The 20564-nt window shown below is 63.9% G+C and carries 18 protein-coding genes; 9 read left to right on the top strand and 9 right to left on the bottom strand.

Annotation, left to right across the window (positions count from 1 at the left end; translation table 11 throughout):
- The first annotated feature begins 40 nt into the window (after positions 1-40).
- Entirely contained in the window at positions 41-766 is a 726-nt protein-coding gene (locus ACR9ZC_RS16860) for a pirin family protein (RefSeq protein WP_481581174.1), read from the top strand.
- Positions 767-866: 100 nt separating this feature from the next.
- Here ACR9ZC_RS16860 and ACR9ZC_RS16855 read toward each other — a convergent pair whose 3' ends face one another.
- Both ACR9ZC_RS16855 and ACR9ZC_RS16850 read right to left on the bottom strand, forming a co-directional pair.
- Complete coding sequence (locus ACR9ZC_RS16855) at positions 867-1403, bottom strand: hypothetical protein (RefSeq protein WP_481581173.1); 537 nt, start codon at positions 1401-1403, stop codon at positions 867-869.
- Positions 1404-1835: 432 nt separating this feature from the next.
- A complete protein-coding gene (locus ACR9ZC_RS16850; RefSeq protein WP_481581172.1) occupies positions 1836-2543 on the bottom strand; it encodes a FadR/GntR family transcriptional regulator in 708 nt (235 codons plus the stop codon).
- Between the two features lie 263 nt (positions 2544-2806).
- Here ACR9ZC_RS16850 and ACR9ZC_RS16845 point away from each other — a divergent pair, with 263 nt between their 5' ends.
- The 7 genes from ACR9ZC_RS16845 (at position 2807) to ACR9ZC_RS16815 (ending at position 13184) form a co-directional block, all read left to right on the top strand.
- Positions 2807-3829 (top strand): zinc-binding alcohol dehydrogenase family protein, encoded by a 1023-nt coding sequence (locus ACR9ZC_RS16845; RefSeq protein WP_481581171.1) that lies wholly within the window; start codon positions 2807-2809, stop codon positions 3827-3829.
- 19 nt (positions 3830-3848) lie between these two features.
- Positions 3849-4979 carry a mannitol dehydrogenase family protein gene (locus tag ACR9ZC_RS16840; RefSeq protein ID WP_481581170.1) on the top strand — a complete coding sequence of 377 codons (1131 nt, stop codon included), beginning with the start codon at positions 3849-3851 and terminating at the stop codon, positions 4977-4979.
- A gap of 91 nt (positions 4980-5070) precedes the next feature.
- Positions 5071-6354: an MFS transporter gene (locus ACR9ZC_RS16835; protein WP_481581169.1), complete on the top strand. Its 1284-nt coding sequence runs from the start codon at positions 5071-5073 to the stop codon at positions 6352-6354.
- Between the two features lie 40 nt (positions 6355-6394).
- Complete coding sequence (locus ACR9ZC_RS16830; protein WP_481581168.1) at positions 6395-7942, top strand: UxaA family hydrolase; 1548 nt, start codon at positions 6395-6397, stop codon at positions 7940-7942.
- Between the two features lie 76 nt (positions 7943-8018).
- A complete protein-coding gene (gene uxuA, locus ACR9ZC_RS16825; RefSeq protein WP_481581167.1) occupies positions 8019-9095 on the top strand; it encodes a mannonate dehydratase in 1077 nt (358 codons plus the stop codon).
- A 28-nt stretch (positions 9096-9123) separates the two neighbouring features.
- Positions 9124-10911, top strand: coding sequence for a VRR-NUC domain-containing protein (locus ACR9ZC_RS16820; protein ID WP_481581166.1), 1788 nt, complete (start codon positions 9124-9126; stop codon positions 10909-10911).
- Positions 10908-13184 carry an ATP-dependent DNA helicase gene (locus ACR9ZC_RS16815; protein ID WP_481581165.1) on the top strand — a complete coding sequence of 759 codons (2277 nt, stop codon included), beginning with the start codon at positions 10908-10910 and terminating at the stop codon, positions 13182-13184. The genes ACR9ZC_RS16820 and ACR9ZC_RS16815 overlap by 4 nt, the downstream gene beginning before the upstream one ends.
- On the opposite strand, the gene ACR9ZC_RS16810 is transcribed toward ACR9ZC_RS16815, so the two are convergent.
- On the bottom strand, positions 13185-14477 hold the full coding sequence (locus ACR9ZC_RS16810) for a hypothetical protein (RefSeq protein ID WP_481581164.1): 1293 nt from the start codon (positions 14475-14477) through the stop codon (positions 13185-13187).
- A gap of 319 nt (positions 14478-14796) precedes the next feature.
- On the opposite strand from ACR9ZC_RS16810, the gene ACR9ZC_RS16805 reads away from it, so the two are divergent.
- Positions 14797-15480, top strand: a complete 684-nt coding sequence (locus ACR9ZC_RS16805) for an alpha/beta fold hydrolase (RefSeq protein WP_481581163.1) — start codon at positions 14797-14799, stop codon at positions 15478-15480.
- Here the strand turns inward: ACR9ZC_RS16805 and ACR9ZC_RS16800 are convergent.
- The 6 genes from ACR9ZC_RS16800 to ACR9ZC_RS16775 are packed head-to-tail and all read right to left on the bottom strand — an operon-like array spanning position 15473 to position 20562.
- Positions 15473-15892, bottom strand: coding sequence for a DUF3291 domain-containing protein (locus ACR9ZC_RS16800; RefSeq protein WP_481581162.1), 420 nt, complete (start codon positions 15890-15892; stop codon positions 15473-15475). The two genes, ACR9ZC_RS16805 and ACR9ZC_RS16800, sit on opposite strands and share 8 nt — an antisense overlap.
- Entirely contained in the window at positions 15883-17286 is a 1404-nt protein-coding gene (locus tag ACR9ZC_RS16795) for a carotenoid oxygenase family protein (RefSeq protein ID WP_481581161.1), read from the bottom strand. Before ACR9ZC_RS16795 ends, ACR9ZC_RS16800 begins: the two co-directional genes overlap by 10 nt.
- Complete coding sequence (locus tag ACR9ZC_RS16790; RefSeq protein WP_481581160.1) at positions 17276-18100, bottom strand: ferritin-like domain-containing protein; 825 nt, start codon at positions 18098-18100, stop codon at positions 17276-17278. The genes ACR9ZC_RS16795 and ACR9ZC_RS16790 overlap by 11 nt, the downstream gene beginning before the upstream one ends.
- 23 nt (positions 18101-18123) lie before the next feature.
- Positions 18124-18591 (bottom strand): ApeP family dehydratase, encoded by a 468-nt coding sequence (locus ACR9ZC_RS16785; protein ID WP_481581159.1) that lies wholly within the window; start codon positions 18589-18591, stop codon positions 18124-18126.
- Positions 18575-19378: a beta-ketoacyl synthase chain length factor gene (locus ACR9ZC_RS16780; RefSeq protein WP_481581158.1), complete on the bottom strand. Its 804-nt coding sequence runs from the start codon at positions 19376-19378 to the stop codon at positions 18575-18577. Before ACR9ZC_RS16780 ends, ACR9ZC_RS16785 begins: the two co-directional genes overlap by 17 nt.
- Positions 19375-20562 carry a beta-ketoacyl-ACP synthase gene (locus tag ACR9ZC_RS16775; RefSeq protein ID WP_481582693.1) on the bottom strand — a complete coding sequence of 396 codons (1188 nt, stop codon included), beginning with the start codon at positions 20560-20562 and terminating at the stop codon, positions 19375-19377. Before ACR9ZC_RS16775 ends, ACR9ZC_RS16780 begins: the two co-directional genes overlap by 4 nt.
- Between the last annotated feature and the right edge of the window lie 2 nt (positions 20563-20564).

Below are 20564 nucleotides of genomic sequence, written 5' to 3'. Positions count from 1 at the left end.
GAGCGTCCGCTGCCGGACTAACGATTTGACGGAGGTCGACATGGTTGAAATCAGAAATGCCAACGAGCGCGGACGCGCCGAACACGGATGGCTCAGCTCGCGCCACTCATTCTCGTTCGCCGGCTATTACGATCCCGAGCAGATGGGCTTCTCCGATCTCCTCGTCATCAACGACGATCGCGTGATGCCCGGCCGGGGCTTCGGCAAGCATCCGCACCGCGATGTCGAGATCTTCTCGTATGTCCTGGAGGGCGCGCTCGAACATCAGGATTCGCTGGGCACGGGGTCGGTCATTCGCCCCGGCGATGTCCAATTGATGAGCGCGGGTACCGGCGTGCTGCACAGCGAGTTCAATCCCTCGCCCTCGGAGCGGGTGCATTTTCTGCAGGTTTGGATCGCCACCGCGCGCAACGGCGCCGAGCCGCGCTATCAACAGCGCACGTTCGAGCCGGCGGAAAAACGCGGCAAGCTGCGGTTGATCCTCTCGCCCGACGGCGCGCAGGAATCCCTGGAGCTACGCCAGGATGCGCGTGTTTATGCCGGGCTCTTCGACGGCGACGAAGCGGCGCAACTGACGTTGGACGAGCACCGCTTCGCTTACGTCCATGTCGCGCGCGGCAGCGTAACGGTCAACGGACAAGTGCTCGGCGAAGGCGACGGGATGCGTTTGCGCGATGAGCGCAATCTGAGCTTCAGCAACGGGCGCGATGCCGAAGTGCTCGTCTTCGATTTGCGCAATATCGAAATGTCGGAGTTCTGGCAGTAAGCGGCAGCGGCGCGAATGCTGACGTGTGGTCGCGCGCCCGCGTCGGCATTTCGGTCGTTCGGATTCCTTACCATCTGCCGCTCCGCTTTTCTGGCGACGGCTATCGGGATATCGCTTTCGGGGCTGTTTCGCGAGGCGGGATGCCAAGCGTCGATCCAGAAACGCCTACCCATGAGCGCCGTCGTGCTTCAGCGTCGAACGTTCGGAGAGGCACGCAGAGGCGCCCCGACAATTCGAACCGCGCGTTGCCCGTCAGCGAGTCGATCATCCGGTCCAGGCGATAATAGTCGCCGGCCTGGACGGCCTCTGGGAGACGTGACAGGTCCCACTTCACGATCGCGCCCAACAGCATCGCGCGAGCATCGTAGGGCAGCGTTGAACACTCCATGAGCGCCCGCTCGATATTGGCGTGCATCATGTCGGGGGGCTGCTTCGACCATGAGCTGACGGCGTCCAACAGCAAGGCGCATTGCTCGCGCTGCCCCGGGGATGGAGGCTTGCCGTCTTGCTCCGTCATGAGCGCCCGCACGACCCTCATCACCGTCGAAAACTCTTCGCTCATGGCGGGACCGGGCTCCTTACCGTGTTGCCTGACCGAATGCAGCAACGCGCGATAGTCGATGGCTTCCGTTGTCACGAAGCTCGTCGTCGGCACATGTGAACGAAGCGGCACACACACAAGACCCGCGGAGCGTTCAGCCTCGCAATCAACTACTTCACCGGAACGCGTAACGGCAAATCGGTACAGAGGGGCCAATCTACCGAAAGCCGCCAATTCGCGCGCTCCCACCGGGGTTGTCCGCGGTCGGTTCACGCCAGACTCATCTTGACCGGAGCACGGATGAGATCCGGTGGATTCCGCAGAAACGAACAGCGAAGACATAACGATTCTCCTGAAGCGCGAACAAGTACATGCAGCATAGCGATCGGCCGCATCCGAAGAATCGAATGTACGAAGAAGCAATCCGCAAACCGAATGCACGCGCACGGCATGCATATCCGTGTGCGCCGCGCGACGAGCGTCCCGCGCAAAATCGCCGCCCGCACAGGCGATGCCGCCCAGGCGATATCACCCCTGCTTGCGCTGCGCCATCACGCGCTCGAGCGATGCTTTGATATGGCGTTGCATCGCTGCTTGCGCCTGTACCGGGTCGCGCGCCTCGAGCGCTTCGAGAATCTCCTTGTGCTCGCCCAGCGCCGCGCGCCATGTGCCGTCGTTTTCGAAGTGATCCCGCAATTTCGTCGAAAGCGGACTGTGCCGCTCGTCGAAGAGCGATGCAATCAGTCGAATCAACACCTCGTTGCCGGACATTTGCGCGATTGCCGCATGAAACGCACGATCGGGGCCGATCGGTATTTGCCCCGCAGCGACCTCGCGCGCCATGTCGTCGTAAATGGCCCGCAGCGCCTTGAGTGCTTTCGGCTTCGCAAACGGCGCCACGCTCGCGACGATCGCCCCCTCGATGAGCGAGCGAGCCGCCATGTTGTCGACGAGGCTGTCGCCGAGCTCATCCTCGTTCGGTACGGCGCTCGGTGCTTCGCCCTGTGTTGCGCAAACGTAGACGCCCGAGCCCATGCGAATCTCGACGCGCCCCTCGAGTTCCAGCGCGACGAGCGCCTCGCGTACCGTGGGGCGCGATACACCGAGCCGCTCGGCCAGTTCCCGCTCGGGCGGCAATCGCCCATTGCGCGCGAAATCAGGCTGCTCCATCAATGCACGCAGCTTGTCGGCAATCTGAAGATAAAGACGACGCGTCTCGGCGGGTTTGGCTGCCACGTGTACATCCTGTCGATGAGACCCCGGCGGACTCCAGCGCCCGCCAACGAGCCGCGATTGTAAATCGAAGCCGCACCTCGGCACATACCCTCGACGGGCACCTCGGAGTATTTAACAGACGAAAGGCGTCCCCGCAAAATTGGCTTGACCAATTCATTCAATTTTTATATTTTGCACGCTGGTAAGGCCAAATGTCTCTTAGCAGGTCGCCGCACAGCCCGCCGAGTTCGGCGGCAATCCGTCCCCTAACCCTTCTGCCTTCGATGAAAACCGTCATTTGCGAACAACCGGGCAAGCTTACAGTTTCCGAGCGCCCGCGGCCCGAAGCCGGCCCGGACGACGTCCTGATCCGTATCAAGCGAGTGGGCGTGTGCGGTACCGACCTGCACATCTTTACCGGCAACCAGCCTTACCTCGCCTATCCGCGCGTGATGGGCCACGAATTGGCCGGCATCGTCGAATCCGCGCCTGCGAGCGCGTCGGTCAAGGCCGGCGACCAGGTCTATGTGATGCCTTATCTGTCCTGCGGCCACTGCGTCGCGTGCCGTGCAGGCAAGACCAACTGCTGCGTGAACATCCGTGTGCTCGGGGTTCATGCGGACGGCGGGATGACCGAATATCTCGCCGTGCCCCAGGGCTTCGTCTTCAAGGCCGACGGCGTGACGCTCGATCAGGCCGCGATGCTCGAATTTCTCGCGATCGGCGCCCATGCCGCGGCGCGTGCCGAGGTGAAGCACGGACAACGCGTCCTCGTCGTCGGCGCGGGGCCGATCGGCATGGCCGCATCGATTTTCGCCAAGCTTCGCGGCGCGCAAGTCACCGTGCTCGATGGCCGCGCAGACCGGCTCGAGGTCTGTTCGAAGGCGCTGCACGCGGACCACACGGTGCTGCTCGATACGAGCGAGGCGGCTACGGACGCAAAGGCGCTCGCGCAGGTCACCGGCGATGAGTTCTTCGACGTCGTCTTCGACGCGACGGGCAATATCAAAGCCATGGAGCGCGGGCTCGAATTCGTCGCGCACGGCGGCAAGTATGTGTTGATCTCGATCGTGCGGGATCGGATTTCTTTCTCGGATCCTGAATTCCATAAGCGCGAGACAACGCTGTTGGCAAGCCGCAACGCGACGCCGGCCGATTTCGAGACTGTGCTCGACGCCATGCGCGCGGGCAAGATTCCGACGGAAGCCCTCAACACGCACCGGCTGACGCTTGCCGAGCTGCCGGAGACGTTTCCGAAGCTGCTCGATCCGAACGCCGGCGTCATCAAAGCCCTCGTTGCCTGCTGAAACTCCACCGTCATCGATAATGGGTAATCCGATTCTTCAATTCGGCACGAGTCGCTTTTTGCAAGCGCATGCCGATCTGTTCATCTCCGAGGCGTTGAAAACGGGTCGTGCACTGGGCCATGTCACCGTGGTCCAGACGACGAGCAATCCCGAAAGCCGTGCACGAATCGAAGCGTTGCGCGCCGCGAAGCGCTATCCCGTTCGAGTGCGCGGGCTGCAACGCGAGACCGTCGTCGACACGACGATCGAATGCGATGCCGTCGACGAAGCGCTCGATGCCAATAGCGACTGGGCGACGGTGCGCGAGCGCTTCGTCCGCGATGCGCGCGTCGTGATCTCGAACACCGGCGACAGCGGCTATCGATGCGACGACGAGGACACAGCGGAACTGCTGCACGACGAGACTCGCGTGCCGCGCGGTTTCGCGGCCAAACTCGCCGTGCTGCTGCATGCGCGCTTCGCGGCCTCAGGCGCGCCGCTCACATTGCTCCCGTGCGAGCTCGTCAGCCAGAACGGCGATACGCTGCGCGCGCTCGTCGCCGGCCTCGCGCGGCAATGGCATGCCGATGCCGCATTCGTGCGCTATATCGAAGAGACTTGCGTCTGGGTGAATTCACTCGTCGACCGCATCGTCTCCGAGCCGATCCGGCCCGTCGGCGCCATCGCCGAACCTTACGCCCTTTGGGCGATCGAGCGGCGCGCGGGCATGGTACTGCCGTGCGAGCACGACGCCATGATCGTCACTGACGAGTTGCACCGCTACGAGAGCTTGAAGTTGTTCCTGCTGAACCTCGGGCATACCTATCTCGCCGAGCGTTGGCAAACCGACGGGCGCCCCGCCGACGAAAACACGCTGCATGCGATGCGCGACGCCGCCTTGCGCGCCGATCTCGAATCCGTCTGGCGTGACGAAGTGCTGCCGGTGTTCGATGCGCAGGGCCAGGGCGAAGCGGCACGCCGGTATCTGGAGGACGTGCGCGAGCGGTTCCTGAATCCGTTTCTCGACCACCGGCTCGCCGATATCGCCCGCAATCACGGCGAAAAGAAGGAGCGGCGCTTGCGCCCCGTCGTCGCGATGGCCGCCGAACTCGGCCTCGGGCTGGCGCAACCGCGGCTCAACGAAGCACTGCGTACGGCCACCGCAGTTTGAGTCGCCGCCGCCGTCTCGTTTCAAAGCCAGTATTCATATCACTGGAGCGGGCACAAAGCACCCGCTCCGGCAAGCAACCAGGAGACAAGCAATGAGGAAAATGCGTTGGGTCGTGATTTTGTTGTGCTTTCTAGCGATCGCCGTGAATTACATCGATCGCGCCAATCTTGCGGTCGCCGCGCCTGAAATCGAAAAGGCGCTCGGCATCGGACCGGCACAGATGGGGCTCATTCTGAGCGGATTTTTCTGGACCTACGCATTGATGCAAATTCCGTTCGGCTGGTTCGTCGATCGCGTCGGCGCGCGCATCGCCTTGCCGCTCGCGGTCGGCTGGTGGTCGATTTTCACCGCCGCGACGGCGGGCGTCACGAGCGTGGCCGGCATGTTCGGCTGCCGCCTGCTGCTCGGCATCGGTGAAGCCGGCGCCTACCCTTCGTGCGCCAAACTCGTGAGCCAATGGTTCCGGCCCAGCGAGCGGGCGCTCGCCACGAGCATCTTCGATAGCGGCTCGCGCGTGGGATCGGCACTGTCGATCCCCGTCGTCGCGCTCATCATCGGCACGCTCGGTTGGAAAGCCGCGTTCGTCATCACGGGCGCGCTCGGCGCACTCTGGATCGTGGGCTGGTTCGTCATCTATCGCAGCCCCGCGCATGCCGACATGACGGGCGAACATGACGCCGTCTACGAAGCGCCGGCCCAGACGGGCAACGAGGTCACCTGGGCGTCGCTGTTCAAGCACCGCACGCTCTGGGGCATGATGCTCGGCTTTTTCTGCTTGAACTTCGTCATCTACTTCTTCATCACCTGGTTTCCGAGCTACCTCGTGCAAACGCGGGGCTTCTCGCTCAAGTCGCTCGGCACGCTGGGGATGATCCCGGCGCTGATGGCAATTCCGGGCGGCTGGATCGGCGGCCTCGTGTCCGACGCGCTCTATCGCCGCGGCTGGAGCCTCACGGCGGCGCGCAAGACCTGCATGGTCGGCGGTATGCTGATGTCGTCGGTCATCACGCTTTCGACGCTCACATCGAACGTCTATCTGATGCTTGCGTTCTTCGGCATCGCATACGGCAGCCTGGCCTTCGCCGCGGCCAGCATCTGGTCCCTGCCGGCCGACGTCGCGCCCACTCCGCGACACGTCGCTTCGATCGGCGGGATCCAGAACTTCGCATCGAACCTGGCCGGCATCGTCATCACGACGTTCACAGGCGTGATGGTCGCGATGACCAAGGGCTCGTTCACGATCCCGCTCGTCGTGGCCGGCGGATTCTGCTTTCTCGGCGCATTCAGCTATCTGGTGATCGTCGGCAAAATCGAGCCGCTGCCGGTCGAACCCGACGCACGCAGCGTCGACGCCGGCGCGCGCTCCGCGGTTTGAGCTCGCACGCGCACCGGTCATTCGTCATTCGAGGCATGCCATGTCTTCACTCGCTTCTCAGGATCACCTCGTGATCCGCCTTCATCCGAACGACGATGTCGTCATCGCCACGCGTCAGCTGATGTCCGGCGCGCGCATCGCGAGCGAAGACCTCGTGGTGTCGGGGCTGATCCCGCCCGGCCACAAGATCGCCACGCGCGCCATCGCCGCGGGCGCGCCGGTCAAACGCTACAACCAGGTCATCGGCGTGGCGCGCGAGGACATCGCGCGCGGGCAGCATGTGCATGTCCATAACCTCGGCATGGCCGAATTCGCGCGCGAGCACGCATTCGGCGCAGATGTCCATCCGACCGCCTATGTCCCCGAACCCGCCAGCTTCATGGGCATTCGCCGGGACGACGGCCGCGTTGCCACGCGCAACTACATCGGCATCCTGACGAGCGTCAACTGCTCGGCCACGGTGGCCCGCGCCATCGCCGACCATTTCCGGCGCGACGTCCATCCCGAGGCACTGGCCGACTATCCCAACGTCGACGGCGTGGTCGCGCTCACGCACGGGCTCGGCTGCGGCATCGATATGCATGGCGAAGGCATCGGCATCTTGCGGCGCACATTGGCGGGCTACGCTCTCCATCCGAACTTCGCATCGGTGCTCTTCGTGGGACTCGGTTGCGAGACGAACCAGATCGAGGGCGTACTGCAAGCCGGTGGTCTGCGCGGCGATGCGCCCAAGCTGCGCAGCTTCACGATCCAGGACAGCGGGGGCACCCGCAAGACGGTCGAACGCGGCATTGCGATGGTGCGCGAGATGCTCGGCGACGCGAATCGGGCCACGCGTGTGAGCGTGCCGGCAGCGCATCTCGTCGTCGGGCTTCAATGCGGTGGCTCGGACGGCTACTCCGGCATTTCCGCGAACCCTGCCCTGGGTGCGGCCGTCGATCGTCTCGTGCGGCACGGCGGGACGGCGATCCTCTCGGAAACACCGGAGATCTACGGCGCAGAACATTTGCTGACGCGCCGCGCGGTGAGCCGGGAAGTCGGAGAAAAGCTCCTGGCGCGTATTGCGTGGTGGCAGGAGTATTGCGCGCGCAACCACGCCGCGCTCGACAACAATCCCTCGGCCGGCAACAAGGCGGGCGGATTGACGACGATCCTCGAAAAATCATTGGGCGCGGTCGCGAAAGGCGGCACGACGAACCTCGTCGAAGTCTATGAGTATGGCGAGCCGATTACCGCGAAGGGCTTCGTCTTCATGGATTCGCCCGGCTACGACCCCGTCTCGGCGACCGGGCAGGTGGCCTCGGGTGCGAACCTGATCTGCTTCACGACGGGACGCGGCTCGGCCTACGGCTGTTCGCCCGCACCGTCGCTGAAGCTCGCGACCAACACGGCCCTCTGGGAGCGGCAGGAGGACGATATGGATATCAACTGCGGAGGTGTCGTGGACGGCACCGATACGATCGACGCACTCGGCGAGAAGATCTTTCGCATGATGCTCGACTGCGCGTCGGGCACGCGTTCGAAGAGCGAGCTTTTGGGTTATGGGCAAAACGAATTCGTGCCCTGGCAAGTCGGCGTCATTACCTGAGCCGCACTTGCCGTTGCCAGTGTGACGAGCGCAGGAACTGCCGCTCGTTTCGAAATAGCCAGGATTCCTAACCAACATGAAGATGACGTTTCGCTGGTACGGCGAGAGCGATCCCGTGCCGCTCGCCTACATTCGCCAGATTCCCGGGATGTATGGGGTCGTCTCGGCGATCTACGACGTTCCGGTCGGCGAGATCTGGCCCCTCGAAAAGATCCGCGCGCTGAAAGACACGATCGAGGCGCACGGCCTTAAGCTCGAAGTCATCGAGAGCGTGCCGGTTCACGAGGACATCAAGCTCGGCAAGCCGTCGCGCGACCGGCTCATCGAGAACTACGGCCAGAGCTTGCGCAATCTTGCCGCTTGCGGCATCGAGGTGGTCTGTTACAACTTCATGCCCGTTTTCGACTGGACACGCACGTCGCTCGACATGCGGTTGCCCGACGGCTCCACGACGCTCGCTTTCGACGCGCGGCAGGTCGACGCGCTCGACATCGGCCAAGGTATCGCACTGCCGGGCTGGGATACGAGCTACCGGCCCGACGAACTGAAGGCGCTGCTGGCCGAGTATGCCGCACTCGACGAGTCGGGCTTGTGGGCCAATCTCGCCTATTTCCTGCGCGCGGTCGTGCCCGTCGCGAAGGAGGCCGGCATCAAGATGGCCATCCATCCCGACGACCCCCCGCGCCCGATTTTTGGTCTGCCTCGCATCGTCAAGAACCGCGACGATCTCGCACGCGTGCTCGCAATCGTCGACGACCCGGCCAACGGCTTGACACTGTGTTCGGGCTCGCTCGGCGCCGACGCCCGCAACGATATCCCTTCGCTCGTGCGCGAGTTCGGTGCCCGGGGACGCATTCATTTCGCCCACCTGCGCAACGTTCATACGAACGCGGCCGGCGATTTTCACGAAACGTCTCACCGGTCGGCCGACGGTTCGCTCGATATGGCCGAGATCGTCAAGGCGTATTTCGAAGTCGGTTTCGACGGGTATGCACGACCGGACCATGGACGCATGATCTGGGGCGAAACCGGCCGCGCGGGCTACGGCCTCTACGATCGTGCCCTCGGAGCGGTCTATCTGAACGGCCTGTGGGAAGGCGTGCAGAAAACCAGGGAAACGACGTGGGAAACGCGGCGGCCGCCCGCGAAATGAGGCTGGAGCGACTCTGCTATCATCCTGTATGGATATACAGGTCGATCGCAATGCCGTGGAGCCCTCCCCCTCTTCCCCATCGCCCCTCTACTACCTGCTGAACTTCGAGCGTGCGCTCGCGTGGGTATCGGAACGCTACGACGATCTGCTCGACGCCATCGAGCGCGAATTCGCATCCGCATTCGCTCGCTTGCCCCTCGCCTCGCGCGCCTTGCTCGTTCGTATGCTGATGCGCAACGGCCCGCGCTTTCGCACGAGCAAACTGAATTACGCGGAGATCGGCTGCCCCCTTGCCGCGGCCGCGCCGCTGATCGCACTGGGCTGGATCGATCCCGAGCCGCACCTTTCGATCGACGATCTCTTCGCGCTCGCGACCCGCCCGGAGCTGGAGCGGATTTTTTCCGAAGCCGTTGCGTTACGCCGATGCAGCAAGTCGGAATTGCGCGAGCTGTTGCGCGCAGAGTATGGCGCCCAGACGCGGCCGTATCGAGCATGGGACGCCACGAGCGACGAACAGGTGTTCGAACTTGAAATCACGCCCGTTTGCGATCGGGTGAGGCTCATGTTTTTTGGCAATCTGCATCAGAGCTGGTCGGAGTTCGTGTTGGCGGATCTTGGCGTCTATCGATACGAGGCCGTGTCGTTCGAACCTTCCGCCCGTGCATTTCAACGTCGCTCGGATGTCGACGCCTACCTCGCGCTGCAGGCATGCCGCGAAGCGCTCGACGGCATCGACGGGGTCGAGAGGATCGCGGCACTGCGCGAGCTGTTCGGCGCGGTGCTTGCCATGCCGATCGACAACGCCTGGCTTGAAATGCGGCGCGCCAAATTGTTCTATCGAATCGGCTATCGCGCCGAACAAATGCGGGATTGGGAATTCGCGCTCGAAGTCTACGAGCGCAGCCAATGGCCCGAAGCCCGTCACCGGCGCACGCGTGTACTCGAACGTTGCGCACGCTTCGGCGATGCGTTCGCGCTCGTCACGCGCGCGCTCGAGGCGCCCGAAAACGAGGCGGAGTACCAGCGCGCCGCACGCATGATGCCCCGCCTTGCGCGCCGGCTCGGGCAGCCCGTCCGCCGTGCGGCCGAGCCGGCCGGTTTCGCACGCTCGACGCTCACCCTGATGCGCCCGGCCGTGCCCGTCGCGGTCGAATATGTCGTACAAGATCATCTGGATGCGCCGCAGGCGCCCGTGTTCTATGTCGAGAACACATTGATCAATTCGCTGTTCGGGCTGCTGTGCTGGGAAGCCGTGTTCGAACCCGTGCCGGGCTCGTTCTTTCACCCATTCCAGCGGGGGCCCGCCGATCTTCACGCACCCGACTTCCTGGCTCGCCGCGCCGAAACGTTCGCACGCTGCTTCGCGCAACTCGATAGCGGCGCCTATCACGACACCATTTGGCGCCACTACGAGCACAAAGCCGGTATGCAATCGCCCTTCGTCTTTTGGGGCGCACTGACGAGCTCACTGATGACGCTGGCACTCGACTGTCTGCCTGCCAGGCATTTGAAGCTCTGGTTCGCACGGCTTGTCAGCGATATTCGAGCGAATCGGTCGGGCCTTCCCGATCTCATTCGGTTCTGGCCCACCGACCGGCGCTACGAGTTGATCGAAGTCAAGGGCCCCGGCGACCGCCTGCAGGACAACCAGATCCGGTGGCTCGCCTATTGCGCGCAACATGGCATGCCGGCACGCGTGCTCGACGTGCGTTGGGAGGGCGAAGTCGAGGCCGAGGTCGATGGCGAGGGCGGTATCGATGGCTCAGACCGCGCCGTGGCCGGCGTCACGACACCGGGCGCCGGAGTCGCCCCGTGAGCTTCGTCGTCGCCGTTCGAGCGCTGTGCGAGTTCACCGCGAAATGCGGCGACCTCGATTTGCGCTTCACGCCAGCGCCGAGCGCGCTCGAAGGCATCGAAGGGCATGCCGTCGTTGCCAAACGGCGCGGCGCCGGCTACGAAGCCGAAATCGCGCTCGTCGGCGCCCATGGCGAGCTGACCGTGCGCGGGCGAGCCGACGGATACGATGCCTCGCTCAATCGGCTCGAGGAAGTAAAGACCTACCGGGGCGAGCTCGATGCCATGCCTGGCAATCATCGCGCACTCCACTGGGCTCAGGCGCGCCTATACGGGCATCTGCTCTGTCAGGCCCGCGGGCTCGAGCGGATCGAGGTCGCCCTCGTCTATTTCGACATCGGCAGCCAGAAGGAGACGGTGCTGACCGAGACGCATGACGCCTCGTCGCTCGAGGCATTTTTCAACGAGCAGTGCGAACGCTTCATGCAGTGGGCGGCACAGGAGCACGCGCATCGCACGGCCCGCGACGCGGCGCTGCGCGCGCTTCAATTTCCCCACGGCACCTTTCGGAGCGGGCAGCGCGAGCTGGCCGTCGCCGTCTATCGCGCGGCGCGCGATGGCGCGGTTCTGATGGCTCAGGCACCGACCGGCATCGGCAAGACGCTGGCGACGATTTTTCCTGTGCTGAAAGCCTGCGCCGAACAGCATGTCGATCGCCTGTTCTTTTTGACGGCGAAAACGCCGGGCCGCGCACTTGCATTGGACGCGATCGATGCGTTGCGCTCGAATACCGGCGTCGAAACGTTACCGCTGCGCACGCTCGAGCTCGTCGCGCGCGACAAAGCGTGCGAGCATCCCGACAAAGCCTGCCACGGCGAGTCCTGTCCGCTTGCGCGCGGATTCTACGATCGCCTGCCGGCGGCACGCGAGGCCGCGCTGACCGAGCGCAGGCTGGACCGCCAGAGCGTGCGCGAGGTCGCACTGGCTCACGACGTGTGCCCGTATTACCTCGCGCAGGAGCTTGCGCGATGGGTCGACATCGTCGTGGGCGACTACAACTACTACTACGACAGCAGCGCACTGCTTTATGCGCTCACCCGCGCCCAGGAATGGCGCGTGGCCGTACTCGTCGACGAAGCGCACAACCTGCTCGAGCGCGGCCGCAAGATGTACACGGCCTCGCTCGAGCGGCCGGCGCTGCGCGGCGCATTGAAGGTGGCACCGGACAGCCTGAAAAAGCCGCTTCAGCGACTCCAACGCGAATGGAACGCGCTCGATCGCACGCAAGAGCAACGCTATACGGTTCATGCCGAGATCCCGCCCAAGCTGGTGTTTGCAGCGCAAAGCCTCATTGGCGCAGTGACCGATCAGCTTGCCGAGGATGCGTCCGCGATCGACGACGCAATGCGGCGATTTTTCTTCGACGTGCTGCATTTCGTGACGCTGGCCGAACAGTTCGACGACCACTCGATCTTCGACAGCACGTTTTCGAGCGAGCCGCACGCCTCAGGGCGGCGTGCAGGAACGACGTCGACGCTGTGCGTGCGCAACGTCGTACCTGCCGCGTTTTTAGCGCAACGCCACGCCGCCGCGCACGCGACGGTGATGTTTTCCGGCACGCTGAGCCCGACGCATTTCTATCGCGACACGTTGGGGCTGCCCGACGCAACGCGCGTGCTCGATGTCGAGGGGCCGTTCCGGCCCGAGCAATTGACGGTGCGTGTATGCGCGCAGGTCTCGACCCGGTGGCGCGACCGGGAAAGATCGCTTGCACCGATAGTCGAACTCATTGCCAAACAATACGAAACATTGCCAGGCAACTATCTGGGCTTCGTGAGCAGCTTCGACTATCTGGAGCGTGTCGGGGCATTGTTGCGCGCGCAACATCCCGGTCTGCCACTCTGGATGCAATCTCCCGGAATGAGCGAGTCGCAACGGGACGCGTTTTTAACCCGGTTCCGAAGCGGCGAATGCGGCGTGGGCCTCGCGGTACTGGGCGGGGCGTTTTCCGAGGGCGTGGACCTCGTGGGCGATCGTCTCATTGGCGTGTTCATCGCCACGCTCGGGCTACCCCAGGTCAACGACGTCAACGAGCAAATGCGCCTGGCGATGCAAGCCAAGTTCGGCAATGGGTACGACTATGCATACCTCTTTCCGGGCCTGCAAAAAGTCGTCCAGGCCGCTGGCCGTGTCGTGCGCACCGAACAGGATGTCGGCGTACTTCATTTGATCGACGATCGGTATCGCCGCCCGGAGGTGCGGCGACTCTTGCCACGCTGGTGGCGCGTGCAGTGATCAAGCGGCGAGGTCTTGCGTATTGACGCCCCAGGGGAACGATTCGATCGGCATCAGCAGCGGTTCGCGCTCGAGCGAATGCGGCATGCCCACCGTCCGCTTGTCGCGTAACTCCGTCAACACGCTTGCCCAGTCGATGGGTTCGGACTCCTCGTCAGGGCGCAACAAGTGCACCCGCTCCTCGATGCCTCGCGCTTGCGCCATCGCGTTCATGGCCCGCACGATGCTGAGCGTGAAGGTCAGCATCCATGCGTCGCTGCCCGCGATTTGCTTGCCTCGCTTGAGCCGGCGCAGCGTATCGCCCGACAAGCCAAGTGCGCCTTCGAAGTTGGGTGAGACCAGCGCGTCGGGAAGGTAGTACTCTCCTGCGTTGAAGATGACGTTGCCGTCGCCTGCGATGTCGATCACCTCCCGCGTCTTGTTCATGAAGTCGATACCGTGCGGCAGGAAATCGCAAATGCTCTCGCGCAATCTCCTATCGGTCTTGCTGGCGTCGTACAGTTCGCTCAGCTTCGTCCCCGCGAAGCAATAATCGAAATGGTCCTTATTGAAAGTGCCGGGACGATTCAGCACCAAACTGTTGTTGATATCGGCATAGCGGTCGTCGGGCGGCCGCTCGTCGAACTGCTCGATGTAATGCAGACTGAGGCTGAAGTGCATCGTGTCGGAATCCGATAGCTGCGGCAGAAAATCCTGGTGCCTCACGAGTGCAGGCAGCCGGTAGATCGCATTGGGGTTGAGCGTGGGAATCGATCGATGCGGATCGACGAGCAAGCCGCCTTGCAACAGAAATTGCGCCACTACGCCACGCACAGAGATTTCGTCGATCCCGATGGACTGGCGCGGCACGGCTCGTGCGGGAAACTTCGCGCGCAGCCGCCCGTCGCGCCCGATCTCACTGCGAGCCAGTCTCTGCCCGACGGCACGAATGGCTTGCGGTGTTTTCAGATCCTCGCCACGGCCGAACAGCATGAGCCACCTGATCAGACGGCCGAGCGTCTCGACACTGATTTTCGTCACTTGGCCCGGCCGGCTCGGATCGCGGTAGACGGCATGATCGGTGCCGTGACCGATCAGCTTCAACGGCCCGCCGGCCAGTGGATCCACATGCATCAACGTCCAATGATCCGCTTCATGCAGGCGATTCTCGAGTCCGCCCGATAGATCGATCCTCCCTGTCCTCGCGCCACGCAGGTGCGCTGCGAATGCGGCTTCGTCGAATGCGTCGGGACCGATGACTTCGCGCGCCCGATCGCGCAATGCGCCGTACGTTCCCTCGATATCGACGTGCATGCGCCTCGTCGGCAAGCGCGGGGGGAGTCCGCGCAGCGCAGCGCTGCCGGCAGACGCAGCCGTCGGTCGTGGCAAATTCGCCTGGTTGCCGCACTGAGGCTCGACGGCGCAGGGTGAATGCCTCGCTCCGTCCGGATCGTGCTGTGAAATACGATTGCTCATTGCCTCGCCCGCCTGTCCTCTCGGCGAAACAGTAAGCCGATATGCAGCATGGTTTGCCACTACTACGAAAATTCGACCATCGGGACGAATGCGCAACCCCAAAGTTGTCCCATAATGGGTACTGCTTTTCCGTCCCTCTGCGAGAACGGACCATCGCATGTCAATCAACGCTCTGTTCGATCCATCGCCCGATGCGGCAGCCGGGCGCGTCTTGCTCGTCATGCTCCCTGGCGTCAACGACCGCGCCGCTTCCTTTTTTTCGAACGGGATCGTGCAGGCGCTGCGTGAGCGCCGACTGCCCGTCGATGCGCTCGGTATCGACGTCGATTTCCCAGCCTATGCCGATGGCTCGCTACTGCCCCGATTGCACGGCGAGATCGATCGGATCGCTCATCAACGCGGCATCGAACGGCTCTGGTTCGTCGGCACCTCGCTCGGCGCCATGGGCGCCCTGATGTATTGCCGTGCGCACCCTGGCAGCACGGAGGGCATCGTCCTGCTCGCCCCCTATCTCGCCAGTCGGCGGATGCTCTTGCAGATCGCCAAAGCGGGCGGGCTCGACGCATGGCGCCCCGAAGCCAACGAGCCGGGCGATATGGAATGGCGCGTGCTCGACTGGTTGCGCCGTGAAGTACGGGACGCGTCGAGCGGCCTGCGCGTGCATCTCGGTTATGGACGCAGCGATCCTTTCGCGCTGGGCAGCACGCTGCTGCAAGCGCTGTTGCCGGCCCAACGCAGCATCGACATTGCCGGCACCCACGATTGGCCGACCTGGTCCGCGCTATGGGCAAGCGTTCTCGACCAGGACCCTTTCGAGGCAAAAACGGCGCGGGCTATCTGATGCGAAGCTCGCGCCAAAATCTACGGCGCGGCAACGCAAACGCGGGCGGCAACCCCGCCCCGGGCGGCGGAAAATGACGTCCTTCGTCGCTCAAGCGCCGATGGGCCTCGTCCCAGGCCGGCAGCCGCGCCACGCTGTCGTGCCAATGAACGACCGAGCTTTCGTCGCACCATCTCAGCAGATGCCGCATGATCCGGCGATGGACCCCCGCATGCACGTAGGCCATCATGGCGGGCTCGTCCTGCCACACGGTTCGCGTCCAATAGGTATCGCAACTCGCGCTGAGCACCGATACCGCGAGGTTGCCAGGTGCCGCGCGCGCCTGCCAGGCGGCGGCCATCGTCGCGGCCAGCACGGATGGGATGTGCCGCCAGGCGCGCACATGCAAGCGCGTCACCGAAATCACCGGCATGGCGACGTGGCGCGCTCGAGCGCCTGCCGTTCAACCCATGTTCCATGCGCGCCATACGGCACGCGCTGCGGCAGCTCGATCGACGCCACTTCCTCGCCGGAGAACCGCTGAGCATCGAGCACGACCAGCCGGCTGCGATCGACGCGCGCGTCATAGACGAGACACAACACCCAGCCTTCGTCTTCCGCGCTGTCCTCGCTCGCCGGCACGAACTGCGCCTCGGACGCCGCTTCATACTCGCTGAAGCGATGATGTTCGACGGCGCCGATCGCGAAGTCGTATTTGAAAAGGCCGCCACAGGCGAGCCAACCGTGACGAAGCACAATCTCCGTCGAATAGCCGTACCGATGCGGGCGGCCCGTCAACCGGTCGTCGAACCGCGGAAACTCGCCCGGCGAATCGGCGATGCAGGTGCTCGAGACGCGCCCTGTCAATGTGTCGATCCGCCACTCATGCATCGATAACGAAGCCGCGTGCGGCCGCGGCATACCGGTCAGGTAGTAAGGGTGACTGACAACCGCGCGCAGCACGACTTGCTCGCCGTCGTCGAATGCATTGAGCACATGCGAGATGAAGCACGTATCGATCGCGAACCACCTCACCGGCACGCCTTCACGGTGCAAATCGAGCAAGCCGAGACGCGAACCGTACTCGGGTGCCCAGCGAAACGGCAAGCCGCCTCCCGGGCGCGGTGGCCTCTCGAACAATAAAGGCTGGTCGATGAAAACGGCGAAGCGCTCGGAAACGGCGAAATCGTGCATGACCGTGGCGCCCGCCACATCGACCGGTTCGGCGCGCGCCATTCGTCCATCGGGGTCCACGCGAAAATAGGTCACATAGGGACGCCGTGGCCAATAGCCGAAGCCGTGCAAGGCGCCGGTGGCGGGATCGCGCTTGGGATGTGCGGTCATGCTACGAGCCAGGCCGCCGCCGAAATCGCAGCGCCCCACAGTCTCCAACTGTTCGTTCAGCTCATAGGGCAGCCCTGTCTCGCCCAGTACCAACAATCGCCCCGCATGCGCGACGACGCTGACATTGGCCGCGTTCCCGGAGCTCCAGCGACGATCGGCGGGACCGCCCGGTGGCGTGCGGTTCGCTACCTGCGCAAGGCCATCGGTCGATACCCAGCGATTGCGATACCAGAGTGCACGGCCTTGCGCGATCCTCACACCGTGCACCATGCCATCTTCGAGAAACACGTGCGGCTGCGGTGTACGGCGAGACGGATGCGAATTGAAGCTGTTGCGCAGATACAAGCCGTCCAGCTGAGGCGGAATGACACCGCGCACAGGCAGATCGGTGGCCTCCCGCTCGTCGTCGAGTGGGACGAACACGCCGTTCGCGCCGTAACCCGCGATATCGGCGAGCGCGCGGCGCGTCGCCTCACGCAACATGCGCGGAACGCCGTGCGGCGCGGTAGCGCTTTTTCATGCCGGCGTAGACCTCATAGAACGCGTCGACGCCCGGGATCTCGAGATCGAGCATCTTCGCAATCCGGCTCACGATATGTTCGCGGTAGCGCCGCTCCACTTCCTTCATGTCGAGACACTTCATCTTGAGCAATGTCAGGAAAACGGGATGCCGCGTGACGCCGTCGCTTGCCGGCTGCAAGAGGAACCACGCCGTGCGCAGTGCGACGAGGCGGTCCCGCTCGGGGTCGTCGGATCGCTCGATCGCTTGCCGACAGTAGTATTCGAAGCCGACCGAATGCCGCATTTCGTCGCGCGCGAGGTGCTTCACGATTTCGACGAGCACCGGCTCTTCCACGGTCTTCGCGAACTGGTTGTATGCGGTGTTGGCCGCGATCTCGGAGCAGATATTGGATGTCAGCATTTCCACGCGCGAGTGGGTCATCGGCTCGATCTTCCTGCCGCGATGGATGAAATCCTGCGCGGTCGGCACGCCGAGTTTGCCGAGCCAGCGAATCAGCGCGAGCGGATGCTTGGTCTCTTCGAAGAACCACACGGAAAGCCATTGAGTAAAGTCGACATCGTCGTGCAGCAGCTTCATGAATGCTTCCGTCGCGGAGAACGTCGTCAGCTCGGCATAGGCCGCGATCTTTACATCCTCGATCAACTCGGCGCTCACCTTGCTCTCGTCGATCTCGTCCCACCGCTGGTCGCGGAAGATCCAGCGCGCCTTTTCCGATGTCTCGAGCAGGCGGAAATAGCCGAGCTGGTTACTGAGGTCGTCGATCTGAAATGCCATCGTTTGCGCTCCATCGAAAAAATTCACTCTGGCATCGCAACGGTCATCGTGCCGCGAGCGATACAGACTGCGCCGCACACCACGGAAAACCCATAGCGCGCGGCTGTCGCGCCCGCCGCAGTCAATTGCGCTCGAATCTCCAGAGGACTCCGAATCATTTCATCGTGGTCGAGCGAGTGTGAACAGAGCTCGACTGCATGCAGCGCAGCAATGTACGCGCGCCGCAGCGCGCGAGCCTCGCCGGTCTTGAGGGTCCTGACGGTCTCGCCGGCAAGACTCGCGTGAAGTGCCGCGGCCTGCGCCGCATACTCGATCGCATGCATGCTGCTCAATCTGCCGTCTTCGCGCAGCGGGTGGTCGGCCTGCGCATGCGAATGCGCCGTGCAGACAATTCCGCTCGCATCCCACTCCCGAACGGCCGCCAGCAGGCACATGGCTCCCGCATGGGGAATCCGGCGATAGATGTCTGGACCGTCAGGCCGGTTCGACATGAATGGCCACGCTCGTTCGCGCGCCTTCCGGCGCCGTTGCGAGAAAGACTCGCTCGTCGCTGCGACATGCGAGCCGGGCGAGCAGCGGCAATGCGCGAGCGGCTGCATTACCGCTGCGCAAGCGTTCGAGCGCGTCGTCCGCCATAGCGGTATCGTCGCGCCTCGCGACATGCTCGATATGCATCGCGAAACAATCGGGGCCGGCGCGCTCGCGATGAATCGTCATCGCCGCCGCGAACGGTGCGACGATGGGCAGATGCACTCCGATCGGCGCAGGCGCCGGCTGCTCGTAGCAGACGAAGAGCACGGGTGCACGCTCGGCCAGTACCAGGCAGCCGGCCTCGAGCAGACCCGCGACAAACGTTGTCTCGCCCGCGCTGAGGCTCGTCGAGCCGCCGCACGCGTGCGCTCCGATAGACCAATAGCCGGCGCTCGCGTTGTGCACGATGTTGTGGAAATGGAACGGAGACACAGGTACGCCTGGTCGACCCAGCGCAACGCAAACGCGATCGGTCACGTGAAGATCGCCCGCTGAAGACGCGAACACCGAAGGCAGCGCGGCCAGATCGAGCGACGAGCGCTTCGCGAGTTGTTCGGTGACACGCAACGCAAGACGAATAGCGGCTGTCGCGCGCCGCCTTTCGTTCGGCGCCAGCATTTCCGGTTCGCCGGCCTCGAATTCGCACGGGGCATAGCGCTTCTCGCCCCGCAGCGTGGCGGCAGCCTCGTTCCAGCCGGGCAGCCCGGGGCCCAGTACCTCGAGCGCTTCGACGAAGAGTGTCTTCATTGGACAGCCTCGAAAATGAGCGCGCAGTTGTTGCCGCCAAAGCCGAATGAATTGCTGAGCACGCGGCGCAACGGCCTCTCCTCGTTCTCGAGCGCGACGTCCGTTCGCAGTTCCGGATCGGGATCGGTCGTGTTCAGTGTCGATGGCACGAGGTTCGCGCGCATGCACAGAAACGACAGCACCGCTTCGGTGATACCGGCAGCCCCCTGGGTATGACCGGTCCAGCCCTTGGTCGAGCTGCTAGCGCATGCGCCGCCGAACACCGAGGCGATCGCGGCATCTTCGGACCGATCGTTCGAGGGCGTTCCGCTGCCGTGAAGATTGACGTAGTCGATGTCGGCCGGAGCGAGGCCGGCGCGGCGCAACGCCTGCTCGATCGCGACGCGCGCGCCTTCGCCTTCCGGGTGAGGCGCTGTCATATGGTAGGCGTCGCTACTCTCCCCGAAGCCCGTCAACGCCACGGCGCCATGGCCGCGCGGCGCGCGTTCGAGCAAGGCGAAGCCGGCTGCTTCGCCGATGCTGATACCGTCGCGATTGCGGTCCCACGGCCGGCACGGCTGCGCCGACAGCAAGCCCAAGGAGTGAAAACCGTAAATGAATCCTTCGTTCGCGCAATCGATGCCTGCCACGACCGCCGCATCGCACAGACCCGCCGCGATATGACGGTATGCGGTAGCGAACACCTTGGCGCTCGACGAGCATGCCGTCGAGATCGTGGCCGACGGCCCGTCGAGACCGAGCACACGCATGACGTATTCCGTTGCCGAGAAAAGGTGCGCGGTATGACGCACGCGGACATCCGAGCCGAGATCGTCCGTGCTCGGGGCGTGACGGACATAGCACGCTTCGAGATGTGCCAGTCCCGACGCGATCGTACCGACGAAACATCCGACACGCTCGGCGCCATACCGCTCGCGGGCACCGGCCACGGCGAGCGCGAAGCCGTCGCGCTCGACGCCCCGGCCAAGCATGCGATGCGCGCGGCAATCGAAGCGCGCAAACTCGCCTCCGAGCGAACCGCCGATGGCCTCGTCATCCACGAGACCGAGCCATGTCTTGCGGCCGGTGCGCAACTCGAGTTCGCGCAGCCCGCCCCGACCCGAGCGCAACGCGGCCAACGCAGCGTCGTTGCCCGCACCGAGCGCACTGGTCAGGGTATAGGCGTTCACGTAAAGCGGCGCGATCG

It is taken from the genome of Trinickia sp. HAY1-2D, from assembly GCF_056754935.1.
This window is presented reverse-complemented; position numbering and strand designations above follow the sequence as displayed.

Excerpts from the sequence above, each read along its gene's own strand:
- ACR9ZC_RS16860 (WP_481581174.1), top strand. The coding sequence starts at position 41 with ATGGTTGAAATCAGAAATGCCAACGAGCGCGGACGCGCCGAACACGGA.
- ACR9ZC_RS16845 (WP_481581171.1), top strand. The coding sequence starts at position 2,807 with ATGAAAACCGTCATTTGCGAACAACCGGGCAAGCTTACAGTTTCCGAG.
- ACR9ZC_RS16840 (WP_481581170.1), top strand. The coding sequence starts at position 3,849 with ATGGGTAATCCGATTCTTCAATTCGGCACGAGTCGCTTTTTGCAAGCG.
- ACR9ZC_RS16835 (WP_481581169.1), top strand. The coding sequence starts at position 5,071 with ATGAGGAAAATGCGTTGGGTCGTGATTTTGTTGTGCTTTCTAGCGATC.
- ACR9ZC_RS16830 (WP_481581168.1), top strand. The coding sequence starts at position 6,395 with ATGTCTTCACTCGCTTCTCAGGATCACCTCGTGATCCGCCTTCATCCG.
- uxuA (WP_481581167.1), top strand. The coding sequence starts at position 8,019 with ATGAAGATGACGTTTCGCTGGTACGGCGAGAGCGATCCCGTGCCGCTC.
- ACR9ZC_RS16820 (WP_481581166.1), top strand. The coding sequence starts at position 9,124 with ATGGATATACAGGTCGATCGCAATGCCGTGGAGCCCTCCCCCTCTTCC.
- ACR9ZC_RS16810 (WP_481581164.1), bottom strand. The coding sequence starts at position 14,477 with ATGCACGTCGATATCGAGGGAACGTACGGCGCATTGCGCGATCGGGCG.
- ACR9ZC_RS16805 (WP_481581163.1), top strand. The coding sequence starts at position 14,797 with ATGTCAATCAACGCTCTGTTCGATCCATCGCCCGATGCGGCAGCCGGG.
- ACR9ZC_RS16800 (WP_481581162.1), bottom strand. The coding sequence starts at position 15,892 with ATGCCGGTGATTTCGGTGACGCGCTTGCATGTGCGCGCCTGGCGGCAC.
- ACR9ZC_RS16795 (WP_481581161.1), bottom strand. The coding sequence starts at position 17,286 with ATGTTGCGTGAGGCGACGCGCCGCGCGCTCGCCGATATCGCGGGTTAC.
- ACR9ZC_RS16790 (WP_481581160.1), bottom strand. The coding sequence starts at position 18,100 with ATGGCATTTCAGATCGACGACCTCAGTAACCAGCTCGGCTATTTCCGC.
- ACR9ZC_RS16785 (WP_481581159.1), bottom strand. The coding sequence starts at position 18,591 with ATGTCGAACCGGCCTGACGGTCCAGACATCTATCGCCGGATTCCCCAT.
- ACR9ZC_RS16780 (WP_481581158.1), bottom strand. The coding sequence starts at position 19,378 with ATGAAGACACTCTTCGTCGAAGCGCTCGAGGTACTGGGCCCCGGGCTG.